Raw genomic sequence first — 19,050 nt, 5'->3', positions numbered from 1 at the left:
GTATTCCAAATATGAAATTTAGTGAAGCATGGTTACGGCAGTGGGTTAATCCGGCTATTGATACTGCAACCTTATCTGAACAACTGTCGATGGCGGGTCTGGAAGTTGATGGTATTGAGCCGGTTGCCGGCGTATTTAGCGGCGTGGTAGTCGGTGAAGTTGTGGCCTGTGGCCCTCATCCTGATGCCGATAAACTACAGGTTACCCAGGTAAATGTCGGTCAGCCGGAATTACTGGATATTGTCTGTGGTGCTAAGAACTGCCGCCTGGGTTTAAAAGTAGCAGTGGCCAAAGTTGGCGCAGTGCTGCCAGGTGATTTTGTAATTAAAAAGGCTAAGCTACGGGGCCAGCCGTCAAATGGCATGTTGTGTTCATTTTCTGAGCTTGGTATGGCAGATGACTCTGACGGTATTCTGGAGCTGCCAGCTGATGCACCGTTAGGCGCTGATCTGCGCGATTATCTGCAACTGGACGACAGCACTATTGAAGTTGACCTTACACCAAACCGGGCCGACTGCCTGGGGATCAAAGGTTTGGCCCGCGAAGTAGGGGTGTTAAACAAACTTAGTGTTTGTCAGCCAGAAATTGCCGCTGTTACACCAACAATTACCGAACAAAAAGCGATTAAATTGTCAGCCGCAGCAGCCTGTCCCCGCTATCTGGGCCGGGTGATTAAAGATGTTGATCTTAGCCGGAGCAGCCCGTTATGGTTAACCGAGAAATTGCGCCGCTGCGGTGTGCGCAGTATCGATCCAGTGGTAGACGTGACTAACTACGTGTTACTGGAATTAGGGCATCCGATGCATGCCTTCGATTTAGAGGAGCTGGCAGGTGATATTGATGTGCGTTTTGCCCGTGACGGCGAAAAGTTAGTGTTGCTGGATGAATCGGAAGTTGAATTAAAAGCCAATACCTTACTGATTGCCGATAGTGAAAAAGCGCTGGCAATGGCGGGTATCTTTGGTGGTTTACAAAGTGGCGTTACTGGCAAAACCAAGCATATCTTTTTAGAAAGTGCTTTTTTCTCACCACTGGCAATTGCCGGTAAAGCGCGCCAATATGGGCTGCATACTGATGCCTCACACCGGTATGAACGCGGAGTTGACCCAGAGTTGCAACGCACTGCCATCGAGCGAGCCACAGCACTGTTGCTGCAAATCGTAGGCGGTAACGCCGGGCCTGTAGTAGAGGCCGTCGCAGCGGAGCATTTGCCAAAATCAGCTGAAATCAGCTTATCTGAAGCAAAATTATTACGTTTGCTGGGCCATCCGATAGCTAAAGCGGACGTGAGCGATATTTTGACCCGCTTAGGTTTAGCGGTGACAGACACCGCTGATGGCTGGGCTGTAACGGTACCAGGTTACCGGTTCGATATTCAGATCAGTGAAGATCTGATTGAAGAGATTGCCAGGGTTTACGGTTACAACAACATACCGAATGTTGCACCCCAGGCAGCACTGAGTATGCGTAAATTCAGCGAAGCGGCGTTAAGTGTGCAGCGGATGCGTGAGCTGTTAGTAGACCGTGGCTACCAGGAGGCTATCACCTACAGCTTTGTTGACCCCAAAGTACAGCAGATATTGTTTCCCGGCCAGCAAGCACTGGTATTACCTAATCCGATCTCGGCAGATATGTCGGCGATGCGCCTCAATTTATGGCCTGGTTTGCTTCAGGCTGCACAACATAACCAGAACCGGCAACAGTCAAGACTGCGTTTTTTCGAATATGGCCTTAAATTTATTCCAGATAGCGCAGCAGAGGGTGGTGTGCGCCAGGTTGAAGTGATTGGTGGGCTGGTAGTTGGCTCGTTAAGCAACGAACATTGGGCAATTGCTGAGCGGGCCGCTGATTTTTATGATGTAAAAGGTGATGTTGAGGCGTTACTGAGTCTTACGTCGGCAACTGCAGAATTTACCTTCCGCCATGCTGAACATAGTGCCTTGCATCCGGGGCAAACCGCACAAGTTATCCGTGCTGATAAAGTTGTCGGTTATCTTGGAGCACTGCACCCTGAAGCCGAGCGGAAATTAGGGATTAAAGGAAAAGCATATTTATTTGAACTGGAACTGGCAGCGCTTGGACAGCGTGCTATTGTTGAAGCAGAAGATTTGTCAAAGTATCCTGCCAACCGCCGGGATCTGGCTGTTGTAGTAAAATCGGATGTGCGTTTTGCCGATATTACTGCTAGTATAAAAAAAGTTGGCGTAAATCAATTGGTTGACCTAAAATTGTTTGATGTATATACCGGACAGGGTGTGGCAGACGGTTACAAGTCACTTGCTATTGCTCTGACCTTGCAGGATAAAACACGTACTCTTGAGGATAAAGATATCCAAGTTGTTGTAAATCAAGTGGTTAACGTGCTTAAAGACGAATTCGACGCAACGTTGAGGGATTAAGAATGGCGCTTACCAAAGCTGATTTAGCAGAACGGTTGTTTACCAAGTTTGGCGTTAGTAAACGTGATGCTAAATTGATCGTAGAAGCTTTTTTTGAAGAAATTCGTACCGCGCTGGAAGCGGGTGAACAAGTAAAGTTATCTGGCTTTGGTAACTTTGACTTACGGGTTAAGAACGAACGACCCGGTCGAAACCCGAAAACAGGGGAGGATATTCCAATATCAGCCCGTTGCGTGGTTACTTTCCGGCCAGGTCAGAAGTTAAAATCCCGGGTTGAAACCGGCACCAGTAAAGTCTGATTATTGTTAACAGACTTGCCTGCGGTACAGCTGGTTTTTTGTGCATATTCATACCGGCACTGTGGTTCTGGTAATTGAATGTCTGACCAATCCAAGCTTTTGAAAAACGATAGTTACCTTTCAGGTAATTGTCGTTTTTTTTTGTCCTATTTTTAATCGCAAATATTCAGCATCAAACTGATCTGTACACTGGTATTCACTGTAAAGAAAAGAGTTCAGCACCGTTGTAAAGTAATAGTCGCGTTGCAACAATAATTCAGGTTTATGTATTACATGTTCAGAGCTTACCGCGTATGACAATTAAAATTGGGATCAGTGCCTGCGTACTTGGCGAGCCAGTGCGTTTTGATGGCGGACACAAAGCGTCAACTTTTTGTCTGCAACAGTTAAAGCCATTAGTGAAATTTATAGCTGTATGTCCGGAGCAAGCCATTGGTCTTGGTGTTCCAAGGCCTGCCATACGTCTGCAACGCGATAGCCAGCATAATATCAGCTTAGTACAAAGCCGGGATCCGGCTATTGATCACACGTCAGCGATGTTAGCGTACACTGAAAAACTGTTGCCTGAGCTGGCGTCACTTAGTGGCTATGTGGTGTGCGCCAAATCACCCAGTTGTGGTATGGAGCGCGTCAGATTATACGACGAAGCCGGTCAACAACTCGGCAAAATCGGTGTAGGAATTTATACAAGGCAGTTAATGCAGCGCTATCCCTGGTTGCCGGTTGAAGAAGATGGTCGTTTACTTGATCCCGCTTTGCGTGAAAATTTTATTACCCGAATTTATGCCTGCCATGACTATCAACAGCAGATGCAGGATGGTTTCAGCGTAGCCAGGCTGGTTAATTTTCATAGCCGTTATAAGTTTCTGGTGATGGCTCACAGTCCGGTTGCCTACCGTGAATTAGGCAGGCTGGTAGCCAGTGCAAAATTATTTGATGCTGCAGAGCTTTCACTCCGTTACCTGACCGATTTAATGCAAGCGCTGAAGAATATCGCCAGTCGAAAACAACATGCAAATGTGTTACAGCATCTGCAGGGGTTTTTGAAGAAGTCTCTAACGACAGCTGAAAAGCACGAACTCAGTGACTTAATTCACCGTTATCGGCAGGGTTTTTTACCGTTAATGTCTCCACTTACCTTGCTGGCACATTATTTACGCCAGCACCCCAATCAATATGTTGCGGCGCAAAGATACTTTAGCCCCTATCCGGAACAATTAGGATTACGAGCCTGACATGGCAAATAGTACGTCACTTCATGTAGTCTGGTTACGTAATGATTTACGTTCATACGATAATGCAGCGCTTTATTATGCAGCAGCGGCAGCCGGTAAAGATCCGGCAAGCGCGGTAATCGCGATTTTTATTGCTACGCCGGGCACCTGGCAACAGCATCACATGGCGCCAATAAAACAAGACTTTATCCGGCGCCGGATCAAGCAAATGCAAACTGAGCTTAATGAGCAAAACATTGCATTGCTGACAGTAGAAGCCGGCAACTATAAAGATTGTGTACCAATTTTCACTAAGTTGGCAGATGCTGGCATGGTAGCCTTGTATGGCCAGACCGAATATGAACAACGCGAGCAGCAGCGGGATAAACTGATAAGTCAGCGATTGCTGCAAGCCGGTATTGCAGTTAATTGGTATGACCGGCTCTGCATTATGCCACCGGGCAGTATTGTTACGCAGAGTGGCGATACCTACAAAGTATTTAGCCCTTTTAAACGTAATTGGTTAGCGCGGTTGCGTGAGCAGGACATTAGCTGCTTCCCGAAAGCGAAGAGCGCTGCATTATATGATGCTGATAACCTGGTGCAGCAACTTGGTTATGCCCGGATGGCAAATGGTGATGATAGTTCAGCAAACTATCCGGTGGCAGAGCAACAGATTTTAGAAAACATGCGTCAGTTTTGTCAGCAACAGGTTGCTGATTATAACGATACCCGGGATTTTCCGGCCCTGAATGGCACCTCAGGTTTATCCGTTTATCTGGCGTGCGGTGTGCTATCGGTTCAGCAATGTGTCAATCGTTTACAGATGGAAGCCGGGCCTACTCTGGAACAAGAAAAGAGCGGCGCCAGTGTCTGGTTATCAGAGCTGATCTGGCGGGAGTTTTATAAGCATATTCTGGTGGCTTATCCTGAACTGATCAAACACCGGCCTTTTCAGGCAGATACAGCCGCTATCCGATGGCACAACAATAAATCGATGTTTAATGCCTGGTGCGAAGGTAAAACAGGTTATCCCATTGTTGATGCAGCGATGCGCCAGTTAAATCAGACGGGTTGGATGCATAACCGGCTCCGCATGATTACCGCCAGTTTTTTAGTTAAGGACTTACATATCGACTGGCGCTGGGGCGAGCGATATTTTATGACGAAGTTGATAGACGGCGAATTTGCTGCAAACAATGGTGGCTGGCAATGGGCTGCGTCAACCGGAACTGATGCGGCGCCATATTTCCGGATTTTTAATCCGGTAACCCAAAGTGAACGGTTTGACCCTGAGGGAAAATTTATCCGGCAGTTTATACCGGAATTAGCCCAATTTAATAATAAAGAAATTCACTGGCCTCATAAAAAAACAACGCCGTCAACTTACTGGCCGGCGATTATCGATCATGCTGAGGCCCGTAAAATTACCCTTGCGTTGTTTACTGAGGTAAAAAAGTCCGATGAATAAATGTGCTGAAAGTAAATTAGCAGATTTTTTGCAATTCTATAATTCGTTATCACATGATGGCTTAAGCCGACTTGCCGATATCTATAGTGAAGACATTACTTTTATTGATCCGGTGCACCAGATAAATGGCCGGCAGCAACTCACCGCCTATTTTTCTCATGCATATCAGCGCCTGACTTATTGTAAATTCGAGCCAGTGAGCCAGTCTGATAATGAAAATCTTAGCTTTATCAGCTGGATAATGACGTTGTCTCATCCTGCTATTGGCAAGGGCAAAGCAATTGAAGTTCATGGCTGTACCGAGCTTCGTTGGCGGGGCCAGCACATATACTATCACCGGGATTTTTACGATCTGACTGAGCTGGTTTATCAGCACCTGCCCATACTCGGTTGGGCGACTACTCAAGTAAAACACAGAATGGCAAAAACCTGATTAAGGAAGCGTGAATGCGTATAGCAGTAATTGGCGGGGGCATTTCAGGCATGCTCAGCTGGTATTTATTACAGCAGGAACATGAAGTAACCCTGTTCGAAGCAAATGATTATCTGGGCGGGCACACTGCTACTATTGATGTTGAAGTGGCAGGCGTGACGTACGCGATCGATACCGGTTTTATTGTGTTCAATAACTGGACTTATCCGGTATTTAATAAGTTTATTGCTGATTTGGCAGTGGAAAAACTGGATACAGAGATGAGTTTTTCGGTGAAAAACTCACAGCAGGATCTGGAATATAACGGCAATACCTTTGCCAGTTTATTTGCTCAGAAACGTAATATCCTGCGACCTTCATTCTGGCGAATGTTAGCTGATATCGTTCGTTTCAATAAATTAGGCAAACAATTAGTCGCTGCAGAACACCCTGATCTGGATTTAAAATTGGGTGAGTTTTTACGCAAGTATAAGTTTGGTAATGGCATGCGTGACAACTATTTATTACCGATGGGGGCGGCTATCTGGTCTGCCGGTCTAACTGAGATGCCATCTTTCCCCGTCCGTTTTTTCCTGCGCTTTTTTAATAACCACGGCCTGCTTAATATAGCAGACAGGCCACAGTGGGCTGTAATAAAAGGCGGTTCTAAGCGCTATGTTGACGCGCTTTTAAACAAACTTGGCACCGCTAACCTCAGATTGTCGCAAAACATCTTGTCAGTCAGCCGTGATGAGCAGGGGGTTACGCTGCATTTCGCGAATGGTGAGAGTGAGCAATTTGATAAAGTTATATTTGCCTGTCATAGCGATCAGGCATTAGCTTTGCTCGGTCACAACGCAACAGCTGATGAGCAGTCGGTACTGGGGGCTATTGCTTACCAACAGAATGAAGTAGTGTTGCATACTGACACCGGATTGCTGCCTAAACGTCGTGCTGCCTGGGCATCATGGAATTACAATCTGGATGCGACGGAGCGCAGTCGCGCCACCTTAACCTACAATATGAATATATTACAGCGGCTGGATGCTCCTGTTACCTTTTGTGTTACTTTAAATAATACGGCTGCCATTACCAAAGAGAAAATTCTTGGAACATATCAATATGCCCATCCGGTGTACAACATGATGACGATGGCTGCTCAGCAAAAACGTAGTGTTATAAACGGACATAATCATACTTATTTCTGTGGTGCCTACTGGTATAATGGTTTTCATGAAGACGGTGCCAGAAGTGCCGTGGATATTGCGGCAATGTTTGGGATCAATTATTAATGCAAGGCGGACATGCGGTATATTGCGGTGAAGTAGGCCATAAACGTTTTGTACCAAAACAGCATGGTTTTGATTACTCATTGAATGCTTATTGGCTTGATTGTGAGGCATTAACACCAGCAAGTTTATCGTTGGTTGGAATTAAGCACGAGACGTTTGGTGCCCTGAGCTATCGGCGCCGTGACTACCTGGCGGGCAATGAGCAATTATTACAGGCTGTAAAAGATAAAGTGTGTGAGTTGGGTGGTGACAAAGCTGTTGCTAAGGTTTACCTGCTGACGCCTCTGGCAAATTGGGGTTATTATTTTAGCCCGATTACACTTTACTACTGTTATGACCTAAACGCCGATTTTTGTTATTTATTGGCGGAAGTCAGCAATACACCATGGAATGAGCGCCATTACTACTTACAGACAATTAATGCTGATAATGACCAACCAGGTTTTTATCAGCACGATAAAGCATTCCATGTGTCGCCATTTAACCCGATAGAAATGGAGTATCGCTGGCAAATACCAGCTCCGGCGCAAGAACTCTTCTGCAGTATAACTAACTTTAAAGATCAACAGGCCGTATTCAGTGCCTGGATCAGACTAAAACGGTTCAGCCTGACCAGGGCTAACCGGCGGCGGATCCTGATCCGCCATCCATGGCAAAACGTACAGGTAATGTGGCGCATTTACTGGCAGGCATTAAAACTTTATTTAAAGGGTGTGCCGCTGCATCAACATCCAAAATCCAGGGAACAGTAGTTATGACTTTATCGCTTACCGATCAGGCGGTTTTTGCTAATTTGGGTTGGTTTGACCGGCTTTGCCGGAAATTTACCCTGACATTTTTAGGGCAACTTAAACAGGGAGATATCACCCTGATTGAAGGGGAACAACGATTCCAGTTGGGAGAGGCGGGTAGTGATTTAAAAGTTACCCTTACCGTGCTAGATCCCGGTTTTTATCAAAAACTGGTGCTGGCCGGGTCTGTCGGTGGCGGTGAAGCTTACATCGAAGGTTATTGGCGCTGTGACAACTTAACTGCTTTGGTACGCATTTTTGGTCGCAATTTACCGCTGCTCGATAAAATGGACTCAACCTGGGCCAGGCTTAGCAGGCCATTTCTGAAAGCGTTGAACTGGCGTAACAGTAATTCCAAAGCTCAGGCTAAAAAGAATATCGCCGCTCACTACGATCTTGGCAACGAAATGTACCAACTGTTTTTAGACGACAGTATGATGTACTCCAGTGCGGTATTTCCATCTGAAACAGCTGATTTGGCAGCAGCACAACAACATAAGCTGAAGCAAATCTGTGACAAATTGCAGCTAAAACCCGGTGATCACCTGGTTGAGATTGGCACTGGCTGGGGAGGGATGGCAATTTATGCCGCTCAGAATTATGGTTGTAAAGTAACGACTACCACTATTTCAGCTGAACAGCTGGCTTATGCTAAAGCAAAAGTAGAAGCTTTAGGCCTGCAGGACCATATAACATTGTTGTTTGAAGACTACCGTGATTTAACCGGTCAGTACGATAAATTAGTCTCTATTGAGATGATAGAAGCGGTTGGCGATAATTATCTTGATGAATATTTTCAAAAATGCGCCAATTTACTAAAGCCTGATGGCCTGATGGTTCTACAGGCAATTACAATAGTTGACCAACGTTATCAGCAATATGTGCGGGAAGTTGATTTTATCAAGCGTTATGTCTTCCCGGGTGGTTGTTTACCTTCAATCAGCAGGATGGCAACGGCTGTCAGCCGCAAAACAGATTTGGTGATCCGTCAGGTGCAGGATATTGGTTTTGATTACGCTAAAACTCTGAAGTTATGGTGTGATAACTTTATGCATCAGCGTGACGCAGTTCATCAGTTGGGTTATGACGATAATTTTATCCGGCTATGGCATTTTTACTTATGTTATTGCGAGGGGGGCTTTATGGAGCGGGCAACCAGTGCGGTTCATATGGTACTTTCTAAACCAGATAATCGTAATGTTTATTAGCTAATATTATAGCGGCGGGTACAAACGTGCATTTTTTTCATACTGGTCGGTAAAATATTCTGCATTTTGTTAAATATGAGTTAATGCCGCGCAATGCGGCTCATCTTTTTTCTAAATAAGTCAAAAGGTTAGAGTTTCATAGTCATTTGGTATAGCCATTGCAACGATTATTAAGTTGTTGCCGCTGTTCAGACGTTAGCGCTGCAACTGTGGCAAGTCTTTTATTAACTAATGCAACGGAGAATGATTATGAATAGTGATATTGCAGAAGGCAAATGGCGTCAGATGAAAGGCTCTGTTAAAGAAAAATGGGGCAAGTTAACTGATGATGACATCCAACAGGTGGACGGCAGTTTCGAAAAGTTCTGCGGTAAAATGCAGGAACGTTATGGTATGAGCCGCGAAAAGGCTGAGCAGGAATTTAATCGACTACAGGATTAATATTTTGATTTATAGGGCCGTAAGGCCCTTTTCTATTTTATCCTATTTACTTATCTCACTACTTTTACTTATCTCACTACTTTTACTTATCTCACTACTTCGGGTTACTTTAAAGCGTGTCAGCCCAATTAAACGGCCGGATTCTGTTACTACCTGAAGTTGCCAGTTGCCAGCAGGATAGGGTGGAAAAATCAGTTTGTGACTCCATGCCCGGTAGCCCGCTTCGCGGCCACCACGAATATCCAGCACAATACGGTCAACTTCCTTGCCATTAAGTAGCCACACATGATGAATTTGTTCTCTAAGGCCCCTTGGTGCCCGGACTGCCGTCCAGGCGTAGAGTCCCTGTTGCAAATCCGCCACATTAAGTTCAGTAATGTTGGTGCCAGCGCTACGTTGTTCAATATCAACCTGATAAGAGATTGCAATATCAGTAAGCCTGATGCCCGCAGGGGGCACCCAGCTTCGTAATTGCCACAAAGTAAATGCCATAAGACAGAGCATTCCTACCAACATAGGCAAGCGCCACCAGTGACCCGGAGGTAACACCCGAACCATACTTGGCAAGCTGAATACCAGAGCAGCGGCAATTGCTGCGATTAGGCTTTGTTGGGTAGTCAGTTGCAGCAACAGTGGCAACACCACCAGCATTACAACAAACAATGCCAGGGTATGAAATGCTACAAAGAGGGCGTAGCGGGTAGCCAGATGCTTGTAATAAAGTGGGTCGATAATCGAGACTAACGCACAAACCAACAACAGACTGGTAAATAAGGCCTGACCGTGGTCCCAGCTGGTAACGGCCAGAAAAAATGGTAAAGCAAAAAATAAACTTTCCTGATGCACCAGCTGTGTCAGAAACCGAATAACTATAGGCGATACGTTCCAGCCAAGCCTGCGTTCCAGACTGGCTCTTAACCAATTATCCGCGACCAGTAACACCCAGCTGACCAACATAAAGGCTGCAATAAACTGGGCTATTGATTCTTTACGATCAACAAGTACATAACTGGCAATACCAGACACAAATGCCAAAACAGCCATCAAGCCGGAGTGGCGTTGAAATACGTCGAGCAGCCAGTTAATAGCGGGCTGTATTCTGGACAACCTGTCGCTGGTAGGGAGTTTAGCTGCCAACTAACATGATGCCTGCGTCTAAGATGACGATTTTTTTATCTTTATAAAGGGTACCAATGGCTTGTTTGTAAGCCTTTTTGCTTACCCCGAATGCTTCATAGATGAGTTCAGGGGAGCTTTTATCGGTTAATGCCAGCTTACCGCCATTTTGCTTTAATTTAGTTAAGACCTGCTCGGTAAGTTCTAGCGCCTGTTTATAGGTAGCGGCCGTTAAGCGCAGATCTATTTTACCGTCATCCCGTACTTTAACAATGTAAGCGCTGAGCTTGTCACCACGACGTAAGGGTTTGAATACTTCATTCTTGTAAAGTACACCCCAGTGCTCATGGTTTACCACGGCCTTATAACCAATGTCAGTTTGCTCGCTGATGATAATATCTACCTTATCTCCAGTGTTGTAGCGCGGCTCTGTTTTATGCAGGTGACGGTCTAATTTCGTTGAAGCGACGATCCGGTTGCTTAGGTCAACATAACAATGAACCAGATATCTCTGGCCTTCTTTTAACGGGATTTGTTGCTCACTAAAGGGTACCAGTAAATCTTTTTTCAAGCCCCAGTTTAAAAAGGCACCAACTTTTGTTACCGCAACTACCGGTAACATTGCCACCTGGCTTACCATTATCGCCGGTTTTTCAGTGGTCGCAATAAGTTGATCTTCTGAATCGAGATAAAGAAAAACCTGCAGTTCCTGACCAATTTCCAGACCTGCCGGCGCCACGTTATTGGGCAACAATATTTCTCCCCAACTTAATCCGTCGAGGTAAAAACCAAATTTAACCTGCTTTTTTACGGTTAAGGTATTCAGGGTGCCCAGTGCAATCATTACTATTCCAACTTTATTGCTGTTAATGGCGTATTGTAACTGCTTTTACGCCAGGCTGCAGAGCTTATTTACCATAGCCTGCATGCGCTATACTATCAGTCAGAACCAGTTTACCGGTTGTGACGTAAATAATAAGATAGCAATAAGTAACCCCAACTCTTAAGGTCGTTAAATAGATGGATTGTCGGCAGTGGCTGGATATTAAACAGTATGAGTTTTTACTTAACTGGTATATGCGTAAGCAGCGAGAGGTAGGTTTGGCAGAACTGGATGAGCCATATTCATATGATGGCTACAGCCAGTACGACCAGCTTTATCAGCAGTTAGTTAAGGATGCGCAAATTGCCTTTCTTGAGCGCTTTAATGAGCCGGTGCCGCCAATTGTTTATACCAATCTCTTTCATCTGGCAGAACTGGAACTTGCAGGAAAAAGGCCAAAGCTTAGAGTCACTAAGACCCTGCAGTAGGGCGTACTATTGCTCTGCAGGTTCCAGCCTTTTCAGGGCATCTGTCAGCATAGGCGTATCAAGCTTTTCGTTCAGAGGTACTAAGGTACCCGCCGACCAAACCCCAAAGCTACCATCCTGGCGCAGCACCACCATTTTATCTTTACGAATACTAACAATATCCTGCTGGCTGATACTAAGTTTGGGAAGCGTGTGATGTTGCAGCAGATTATCGCCAAGCCAGCTACTTTCGGGATTACACCCGACAGAACTGAGTAAAGTAGGCAGTAGATCGAGATGCATTGAGTTCTGTTGTTTCAGGCGCTCTGTCAGTTCTGGCCAGCGAACCATTGCGTTAACAGGAGCTAATACAAACTTTGGTTGCATGCTGGTAAGAGGCAATAACACAATACGATTATATTGTTGATAATCGGGCCAGTTAGCGCTGGGGTCATCATCAAAAATGATGTTTATCGTTGGCTTCGCTGCCCGTTGACTGCCATCCAGCCAGGGCAGTTTGCTTGTAATAGCGTTTGTCCGGCTACTGATTTGCATGGTATTTAGCGGTAGCTGCTCGATAAAAGCGGGTGGCTGCAGCAACTGATGCTGACTGTCGTCAGTCAACAAAAACTGGCCATATAATAATTGCAACAGAGCCTCGGTGTCGTTGTTAGGCGCAAAATGCTGATCGTGCTGGCGCAAACCCTGCTGGCGCATAAACTCACTGATCTGCTTTGTTAATGTTGCAGAAATTATTATCAACACGGGTTCAGCAGGAGTTTTTGCACATTGCAGCTGGCGTAAATTAAGTTCAGGATTTGAAATGCTGAGCCGGTCTGCCTGTCGTTGTGCCCGCTGCGCCAGATCTACCATTTGATACCGGGCAAGAAACGTTTTAGCGGTAGCAGGGTAGGAAAAAGGTAAAACGTTATCCAGTTTGGTGACATCCCACTTTAAGCGGGCATCGGCATAGATGTGAATAATATGGCTAAGTACAAAGCTGCCGATAAAAATAGCTAAAAGCGGCCGGCTGATCCGGCTTTGTTTAAGTCTGGCAATTTTCTTCCAGCAGTAATTACCTATGGTCAGCTCAACCGCAATTAGGATCGCAGCAACGCAGCTTACAATTAGCACAAAGTTACGCAAGTTTGTGACAACTTGTTGACGCAGCAGTGCGACTGTCTGATCCCAGGATGTACTGCCAATGTGGTAACCCAGATTGGTATAGACGTAGGCATCGAAGATCAGTACTACCATACCAAAAGTAGCTAAAAATGCAGCCAGGCCCCGCAAATGCTTTTGATAGGGGAAAACCAATGAAAGCGGAAATATAGTTATTATAAAGAACATAAAACAAAGAAAAGCGGTATGGCCCAGCCAGTAGCAAATCAGGTATAGCCAACCCAGAACTGTTTCTGGTGCAGGTTCAGATAACCAATAAACACTGGTAATCGCTAATGCCAGTAAAATATTAAAAAAGCTGAACCAATGCCCCCAGCTGAGCAGCCGATTGACTTTTTTTACCAGGGATAAGTTTTGTTCAATTACCATTCGGGATTAGTTGCTTTTATGATTGACTGCGTCAGTTAATGCCTGACTAAAATGGCTGGCAACAGCGGCGCGTTGTGCTGCCGGCACGCTGCTGTTAATCACGTGACTTACCGCATTTCCTAAACACATCAAGCTAAGTTCAGTGGTGGCATTGTTAGCGTGAAAGGTATCCAGTAACTGATTTACCAGATTTTCAATTTGTGCGGTTGAATACTTTGATACAATGGGCATGTGTCACTCAGATTTAGATGATTTTCAAACTAAAGAATAGTATCAGATTTCAGTTAAAACAGGAAAAATTATGTCCGTGGATGTACTGCATTTAGCTATTAACTATATCGACCTTTCAACAAGTGGCGAACATAGCGCTCACTACCGGGAGCAATTAATTGGCTCTGACGGGTCAGTAGGGCCTCTACTGGAGCAGTTGCACCTGGCGTACAATGGTAAGCCGGCAAAAGGCTATGCCAGCTTTACTGATAATAAAGAACCCACGGTGCCGCAGGCATTAGCCAGCTGGCACGCTGGTGACACAGACTATCTTGGTTTTGCCAAAGCGATGACCGACGCGTTGATTACCCAGTTAAGCACTCACCAGCTACCAGAAACGGGGTATTTGTTGCTGGGGCATTATCGTTATCTGGCCAGCGAGTTTTTGTTAGTTTGTCTGCTTGGCAGTAAAGATCACTTTGCTCTGACTGAGCAGCTCGATTTATCAACCTCACGCCATCTCGATATCGCCAGAATGCAATTGGCAGCCCGCTTAGATCTCACTGAGTATAAAGTTAATGCTGATGCTGGTAATTACATCAGTTTTATCCGGGGCAGAGCAGGTAGAAAAGTGGCTGATTTTTTCCTGGATTTTCTTGGTTGTGCCGAAGGTACAGACGCCCGTCAGAACAGTAAAAAAGTATTGTCATCGGTTGAAGAATATTTCGCTGCGGCAGAGTTTGAGCAAGCTGAAAAAACCTCTGCCCGGCGCCAGGTATTTGATTATTGTGAAGAACGAGCTAAGGCCGGTCAGGATGTGGTATTAGCTGAACTTTCTGCAGTAGTTGACCCTGAACAGGAAAATGGCTTTTTGCATTATTGTGCTGAACAACAGCTAGAAGTGGCAGATCAATTTCCTGTTGAAGTAAAAGAGCTGAAAAAAATGGTGAAATTCAATGGCGCCGGAGCAGGTTTATCGCTAAGTTTCGACGAAAAACTACTGGGTGAGCGGGTGCAGTACGATGTTGGCACCGATACGTTGATTATTAAAGGCACACCACCAAACTTGCGTGATCAGTTGCAACGCTTTATTCAGGGTTATTCGGCTTTTCAGCGTCAAAGCGATGACGAGTAACATTGTCGTTGTTGCCGGCCGGCCTGGGATGTGTTTCTTTCGCATCTTTCAGGCTGGGCATTTTAATTTTGGCAGAATGTTTTACCAGCATGATATTGCCGATAATCATCCCAAAGCCAAACAGTAATGCCCAGAATAGTGGCCAGTTCATCAGGTGTCCTCACAAATATTTAATACGTAAGTCTGATACAGTTGCGCTAAATTAGCCAGCACACTTTCTTGCTCAGCAACCGGGTGGCGTTGCAGGCAATATCTTAAGGTGTCGAGAGTCAAAGCCCGCAGGTAAGGTTTGGCAATCGGGGCATAGCTCAAATGCCAGGGTTCAGCTGCGACGCCGCCACGGTATTGGTTATAGGGTCTGAAGAAGCCGAACTTACCGGCCTCCGTACTGAGCCAATGGTTTAATTTTACAAAAGGGCCATCATCCTGATATTCCGCCTGCAGGAGTTGTGGCTGGTAGTTTTCTGCCACCGCTGCGCCATCATACACATCCAGTTCGGTGCCCCAGTGATGTCTGCTTGCCCCTGGTAAGGCTGAATACAACAAAATAGCCTCCAGTTTGGCCAGGCCGCTTAACGATGTAATAGTCACCTGCTGCTGCGCCAGGTTATAAACCGGGCGCAAACCGTCACATTTTGCCTGCCAGATAGCTGCCTGGCGCTGAAAACTTCTGAACGCCGAAACAATTTTTATTTCTATACCATCAGCAGCAGCTGCATGTTGCAGCAATTGCCATGCTCTGTGCATCTCGCTGTGGATCAAGTGACCGTCAGCCAATGTTGTCAGATGAGCTTGACTGCACCCGGTTAGCATGTCGGCGCTGGGAAGTGTCACTGTCATACCGTCAGTTTTTGCTGTAATTGTTGTAATAAAGCCTGATAAATATCAGCCAGAACTGTCAGGTCATGGATTGACACACATTCATTTACTTTATGAATAGTCGCGTTGCATGGACCCAGTTCCACAACCTGCGCTCCGGTTGGTGCAATAAAACGACCATCCGAGGTGCCACCGGTCGTTTCGAGCCGAGGAGTAAAACCCTGTACTTGTTCTACAGCTGCCACGACAGCTTCAACTAAATTGCCGCTGTCAGTAAGAAAGGGTAAGCCATTTAAAATCCAGTCCAACTGATAATTCAGGCCATACTTGTCCAGCATGGCATAAACCCTTTGTTGTAATTGCTCAGCCGTGACTTCAGTGCTGTAGCGAAAATTAAACATGACCTTTAGTTCGCCCGGTACGATATTTGACGCCCCAGTGCCGGCATTGATATTAGCAATCTGAAAGCTGGTTGCGGGGAAAAAAGCGTTGCCATTATCCCATTGTTCACTGGCCAGTTCGGCCAGCGCCGGAGCAGCTTTGTGCACCGGATTGTCAGCTAAGTGGGGATAGGCCACATGACCCTGAATACCTTTTACAGTTAGATGTCCGGTTAGCGAGCCGCGACGGCCGTTTTTGATAACATCTGCCAGTTTCTGACCACTTGATGGCTCACCTACTAAACACCATTTTATTTTTTCGCTTCTGGCTTCCAGCGTTTCAATTACCCGCACTGTGCCATTAATAAATGGTCCTTCTTCATCACTGGTGATTAAGTAAGCAATATTAAAAGCAGGATCAGGGCATTGTGCCAGAAAGCGTTCAGTTGCCACTACCATCGCTGCCAGACTACCTTTCATATCTGCCGCGCCACGGCCAAACAAATTGTCACCAATAATAGTTGGCTTAAAAGGCGGAGTATGCCACTGGGTTAAAGGCCCCGTTGGTACAACATCAGTATGGCCGGCAAAGCAAAACAATGGTTTGCCAGTGCCATGTCTGGCCCACATATTTAGCGTGTCTGCAAATTCCAGCATTTCGATGTTAAAACCAATGGCCGCTAATCGTTCAGCCAGCAAAGGCTGACAACCTGCATCAGCAGGGGTAACCGACTCGCGGGAGATTAAGTCTATCGCCAGGGATAGTACCGGGTTTTGTTTAGGATCAAGCCAGTTCATCTTAGTCTTCCAGCAGTTTTTGATAAGTGTCAGTATTAAAGCCAAGAATGTAAGTATCGTTTAGTTGCAGCAGCGGCCGCTTGATCATGGCGGGCTGTTGCAGCATCAGCTCAAGCGCAGCTTGTTCAGTCAGATTGGCTTTTGTCTCCGCCTCCAGTGCCCGGTAAGTCGTACCCCGGGTATTCAGCAGGTTCTGCCATCCCAGTTGCTGGCTGAATGTTGTCAGGAGTTGAGCGCTCAGGCCGTCTTGCCGGTAATCAACAAACTGATAATCAATCTGGTGTTGTTCCAGCCATTTTCTGGCTTTTTTAATGGTGTCACAGTTTTTAATACCGTACATTTTTATCATAGCAAAGCATTCCATTATCCGGAGATAGCCATCGGGCTTGTTGGCTGTCTGCAAAAAACTGCCAGCAATACTAGCGTAATATGAAAATGTTTTCTGCTGTTAGTTGCAGCTAATTAGCTAAATACAAGGAAGTAAGGCGGAACTTTACTGCTAAACATGACAAAACGATGACTTAATAATTAAATTTTAGCGAAACAGTACTTTTAGTTGATAAAAATGCTGACAGCAGTCGTTATCGCGGCCTTTGCGCGTTGAAACTTGTCCACAGTTTCTGTGGGTAAGATTGTTGGTAACAGCAAGGTTTCATTTTAAGTATCTGATTATATTTTGAATATTATTTGGCCTGAAAATTGCTTTAATCCTGCATGGCTTAATTTGCTGCTATTTAAGTCAAAATGAATAGTTAATCAAAAGCTGCGACAAACTCGATTGTCGGTTTTACTGATGTTTGTTGTTGCAGTGATACAACTAAGCCTGCGCATCGTATAGTAACTATGCTACATTTAAGTATGGCCGTTGTAACGATTTAGGGGCTACCTCAATGAAATTATTTGCGCTATTGCAAGAAGGGCGTCAGTACAGCCTGATATGGCCGGTTAAGCCTGAGCTTAACTCGCTGTTTCCGGAAAATAAAGTTATTCAATTAACCAGTCTTGGTTTTCGTTACCTGCCGGGCCTCGCCGTATTGACGGCTTTTTTTCAATTAACATTATTAGGTAGTGGTTTTACAGGACAAATCCTGGCGATGATGTTGTTCATTTTGTCATTACCACTTCAGGGTTGGTACTGGTTGGGGGTCCGCTCGTCATCCCGCTTGCCGCCCGCCCTGGTAAGCTGGTGCAGGCAAATCCGCCAGCAAATGCAGGAACAAGGAGTGGAAACGCAAGCCGTTAAGGAACCGCGCAATTACGTAGATTTAGCCAATACGTTGGCCATAGCTTATAAACAGCTGGATAAAACCTTTATGCGACCTTGGCTGTAGACCGCATAAAGTAGCAGGTAGTGTTAACTGTCATTATTCAAGATTAAATACAGACCATACCGGCGCATGATCTGATGGCCGTTCAATACCACGCAGTTCATAATCTATGCCGGCTTCAGTGCAGCGTTCAGCCAGTGGTTGGGTAGCCATTACAACATCTATACGCAGCCCCCTGTTGTCATCAAACCCTTTAGAACGATAATCAAACCAGCTGAAACGGCTGATATCTTCAGGGTACAGCTGGCGGTAGGTATCAATTAACCCCCAATCTTTCAGGCGTTGCAGCCATGCCCGTTCCTCAGGCAGAAAGGAAGTTTTGCCTTCGCGTAACCAGCGTTTGGCATTGGCTTCGCCGATCCCAATATCGAAATCCAGAGGTGAGATATTAATATCGCCAATAACGGTCAAAAAATCGTCCACGCTATGATTTTGTTCTATATAGTTTTGTAAATCTGCATAAAACTTTTCTTTAGCTGGAAATTTTGTCGGATGGCTTCGATTCTCCCCCTGTGGAAAGTAGCCGTTGAGAACTGTCAGGGATTTGCCATTGGCCAACGCATATTGGCCAATCAACATTCTGCGCTGAGCATCTTCTGCATCACCCGGGAAACCATACTGCATGTGGGTCGCAGCTTGTTTACTTAAAATAGCTACGCCATAATGGCCTTTCTGGCCAAAGTGATACACGTGGTATCCCATCGCCATCACCTGGGTCATCGGAAATTCATCATCGTGTACTTTGATTTCCTGCAAGCCAATAATATCGGGTTGATGTTTGTCAATCAGGGCTTGCAATTGGTGTAGTCTTGCGCGAATGCCATTAATATTAAAAGAGATAATTTTCATGTTGCTCTATATGCCTCAACCTGGAACAAGCTGGCATCATAACATGC

21 protein-coding genes are annotated in these 19,050 nt (G+C 45.6%); 12 read left to right on the top strand and 9 right to left on the bottom strand.

Annotated elements, in window-relative coordinates; genetic code table 11:
- The first annotated feature begins 11 nt into the window (after positions 1 to 11).
- The 9 genes from pheT (at position 12) to H141_RS0113095 (ending at position 9,527) form a co-directional block, all read left to right on the top strand.
- Positions 12 to 2,399, top strand: a complete 2,388-nt coding sequence (gene pheT / locus H141_RS0113135; protein WP_019676739.1) for a phenylalanine--tRNA ligase subunit beta — start codon at positions 12 to 14, stop codon at positions 2,397 to 2,399.
- Between the two features lie 2 nt (positions 2,400 to 2,401).
- Positions 2,402 to 2,698, top strand: coding sequence for an integration host factor subunit alpha (gene ihfA, locus H141_RS0113130; RefSeq protein WP_019676738.1), 297 nt, complete (start codon positions 2,402 to 2,404; stop codon positions 2,696 to 2,698).
- A gap of 293 nt (positions 2,699 to 2,991) precedes the next feature.
- Positions 2,992 to 3,933 (top strand): YbgA family protein, encoded by a 942-nt coding sequence (locus tag H141_RS0113125; protein ID WP_019676737.1) that lies wholly within the window; start codon positions 2,992 to 2,994, stop codon positions 3,931 to 3,933.
- 1 nt (position 3,934) lies between these two features.
- Positions 3,935 to 5,383, top strand: a complete 1,449-nt coding sequence (gene phrB, locus H141_RS0113120; protein ID WP_019676736.1) for a deoxyribodipyrimidine photo-lyase — start codon at positions 3,935 to 3,937, stop codon at positions 5,381 to 5,383.
- On the top strand, positions 5,376 to 5,816 hold the full coding sequence (locus H141_RS0113115; protein WP_019676735.1) for a nuclear transport factor 2 family protein: 441 nt from the start codon (positions 5,376 to 5,378) through the stop codon (positions 5,814 to 5,816). The genes phrB and H141_RS0113115 overlap by 8 nt, the downstream gene beginning before the upstream one ends.
- 14 nt (positions 5,817 to 5,830) lie before the next feature.
- On the top strand, positions 5,831 to 7,087 hold the full coding sequence (locus H141_RS0113110) for an NAD(P)/FAD-dependent oxidoreductase (protein WP_019676734.1): 1,257 nt from the start codon (positions 5,831 to 5,833) through the stop codon (positions 7,085 to 7,087).
- Positions 7,087 to 7,839: a DUF1365 domain-containing protein gene (locus tag H141_RS0113105; RefSeq protein ID WP_019676733.1), complete on the top strand. Its 753-nt coding sequence runs from the start codon at positions 7,087 to 7,089 to the stop codon at positions 7,837 to 7,839. The genes H141_RS0113110 and H141_RS0113105 overlap by 1 nt, the downstream gene beginning before the upstream one ends.
- Before the next feature lie 2 nt (positions 7,840 to 7,841).
- Positions 7,842 to 9,086 (top strand): SAM-dependent methyltransferase, encoded by a 1,245-nt coding sequence (locus H141_RS0113100; RefSeq protein ID WP_019676732.1) that lies wholly within the window; start codon positions 7,842 to 7,844, stop codon positions 9,084 to 9,086.
- A 249-nt stretch (positions 9,087 to 9,335) separates the two neighbouring features.
- A complete protein-coding gene (locus H141_RS0113095) occupies positions 9,336 to 9,527 on the top strand; it encodes a CsbD family protein (RefSeq protein ID WP_026349450.1) in 192 nt (63 codons plus the stop codon).
- A gap of 42 nt (positions 9,528 to 9,569) precedes the next feature.
- Here the strand turns inward: H141_RS0113095 and H141_RS0113090 are convergent, their stop codons facing one another.
- Together H141_RS0113090 and H141_RS0113085 are read right to left on the bottom strand one after the other, a co-directional pair.
- Entirely contained in the window at positions 9,570 to 10,664 is a 1,095-nt protein-coding gene (locus tag H141_RS0113090) for a DUF5924 family protein (RefSeq protein WP_019676730.1), read from the bottom strand.
- Complete coding sequence (locus H141_RS0113085; protein WP_019676729.1) at positions 10,654 to 11,487, bottom strand: CvfB family protein; 834 nt, start codon at positions 11,485 to 11,487, stop codon at positions 10,654 to 10,656. The genes H141_RS0113090 and H141_RS0113085 overlap by 11 nt, the downstream gene beginning before the upstream one ends.
- 176 nt (positions 11,488 to 11,663) lie before the next feature.
- Here H141_RS0113085 and H141_RS0113075 point away from each other — a divergent pair, with 176 nt between their 5' ends.
- Complete coding sequence (locus H141_RS0113075; RefSeq protein ID WP_019676727.1) at positions 11,664 to 11,954, top strand: hypothetical protein; 291 nt, start codon at positions 11,664 to 11,666, stop codon at positions 11,952 to 11,954.
- A 6-nt stretch (positions 11,955 to 11,960) separates the two neighbouring features.
- On the opposite strand, the gene H141_RS0113070 is transcribed toward H141_RS0113075, so the two are convergent.
- Positions 11,961 to 13,484, bottom strand: a complete 1,524-nt coding sequence (locus tag H141_RS0113070; RefSeq protein ID WP_019676726.1) for a DUF3413 domain-containing protein — start codon at positions 13,482 to 13,484, stop codon at positions 11,961 to 11,963.
- Positions 13,485 to 13,490: 6 nt separating this feature from the next.
- Positions 13,491 to 13,715, bottom strand: coding sequence for a YejL family protein (locus H141_RS0113065; protein ID WP_019676725.1), 225 nt, complete (start codon positions 13,713 to 13,715; stop codon positions 13,491 to 13,493).
- A 70-nt stretch (positions 13,716 to 13,785) separates the two neighbouring features.
- Between H141_RS0113065 and yejK the strand changes: the two genes are divergently transcribed.
- The gene (gene yejK / locus H141_RS0113060; protein WP_019676724.1) at positions 13,786 to 14,829 is read left to right on the top strand and encodes a nucleoid-associated protein YejK; all 1,044 of its coding nucleotides are present in this window, start codon (positions 13,786 to 13,788) and stop codon (positions 14,827 to 14,829) included.
- Here the strand turns inward: yejK and H141_RS0113055 are convergent.
- Genes H141_RS0113055 through H141_RS0113040 form a run of 4 tightly spaced genes read right to left on the bottom strand, consistent with a single transcriptional unit; the run spans position 14,783 to position 17,175 of the window.
- The gene (locus H141_RS0113055; RefSeq protein ID WP_026349449.1) at positions 14,783 to 14,980 is read right to left on the bottom strand and encodes a DUF2897 family protein; all 198 of its coding nucleotides are present in this window, start codon (positions 14,978 to 14,980) and stop codon (positions 14,783 to 14,785) included. The two genes, yejK and H141_RS0113055, sit on opposite strands and share 47 nt — an antisense overlap.
- Positions 14,980 to 15,669 (bottom strand): M15 family metallopeptidase, encoded by a 690-nt coding sequence (locus H141_RS0113050; RefSeq protein ID WP_019676722.1) that lies wholly within the window; start codon positions 15,667 to 15,669, stop codon positions 14,980 to 14,982. The genes H141_RS0113055 and H141_RS0113050 overlap by 1 nt, the downstream gene beginning before the upstream one ends.
- Complete coding sequence (gene dapE / locus H141_RS0113045) at positions 15,666 to 16,826, bottom strand: succinyl-diaminopimelate desuccinylase (RefSeq protein WP_019676721.1); 1,161 nt, start codon at positions 16,824 to 16,826, stop codon at positions 15,666 to 15,668. Before dapE ends, H141_RS0113050 begins: the two co-directional genes overlap by 4 nt.
- Position 16,827: 1 nt before the next feature.
- The gene (locus H141_RS0113040) at positions 16,828 to 17,175 is read right to left on the bottom strand and encodes an ArsC family reductase (RefSeq protein WP_026349448.1); all 348 of its coding nucleotides are present in this window, start codon (positions 17,173 to 17,175) and stop codon (positions 16,828 to 16,830) included.
- 541 nt (positions 17,176 to 17,716) lie between these two features.
- Here H141_RS0113040 and yfbV point away from each other — a divergent pair.
- Positions 17,717 to 18,157, top strand: coding sequence for a terminus macrodomain insulation protein YfbV (yfbV, locus tag H141_RS0113035; RefSeq protein WP_019676719.1), 441 nt, complete (start codon positions 17,717 to 17,719; stop codon positions 18,155 to 18,157).
- A gap of 33 nt (positions 18,158 to 18,190) precedes the next feature.
- Here yfbV and xthA read toward each other — a convergent pair whose 3' ends face one another.
- Complete coding sequence (xthA, locus tag H141_RS0113030; protein ID WP_019676718.1) at positions 18,191 to 19,003, bottom strand: exodeoxyribonuclease III; 813 nt, start codon at positions 19,001 to 19,003, stop codon at positions 18,191 to 18,193.
- Between the last annotated feature and the right edge of the window lie 47 nt (positions 19,004 to 19,050).

Origin of the sequence: Arsukibacterium perlucidum DSM 18276 (assembly GCF_000382165.1) — a bacterium.
Classification (GTDB): domain Bacteria; phylum Pseudomonadota; class Gammaproteobacteria; order Enterobacterales; family Alteromonadaceae; genus Alishewanella; species Alishewanella perlucidum.
The sequence above is the reverse complement of the archived record's forward strand: the minus strand, read 5'-3'. Positions and strand labels throughout refer to the sequence as shown.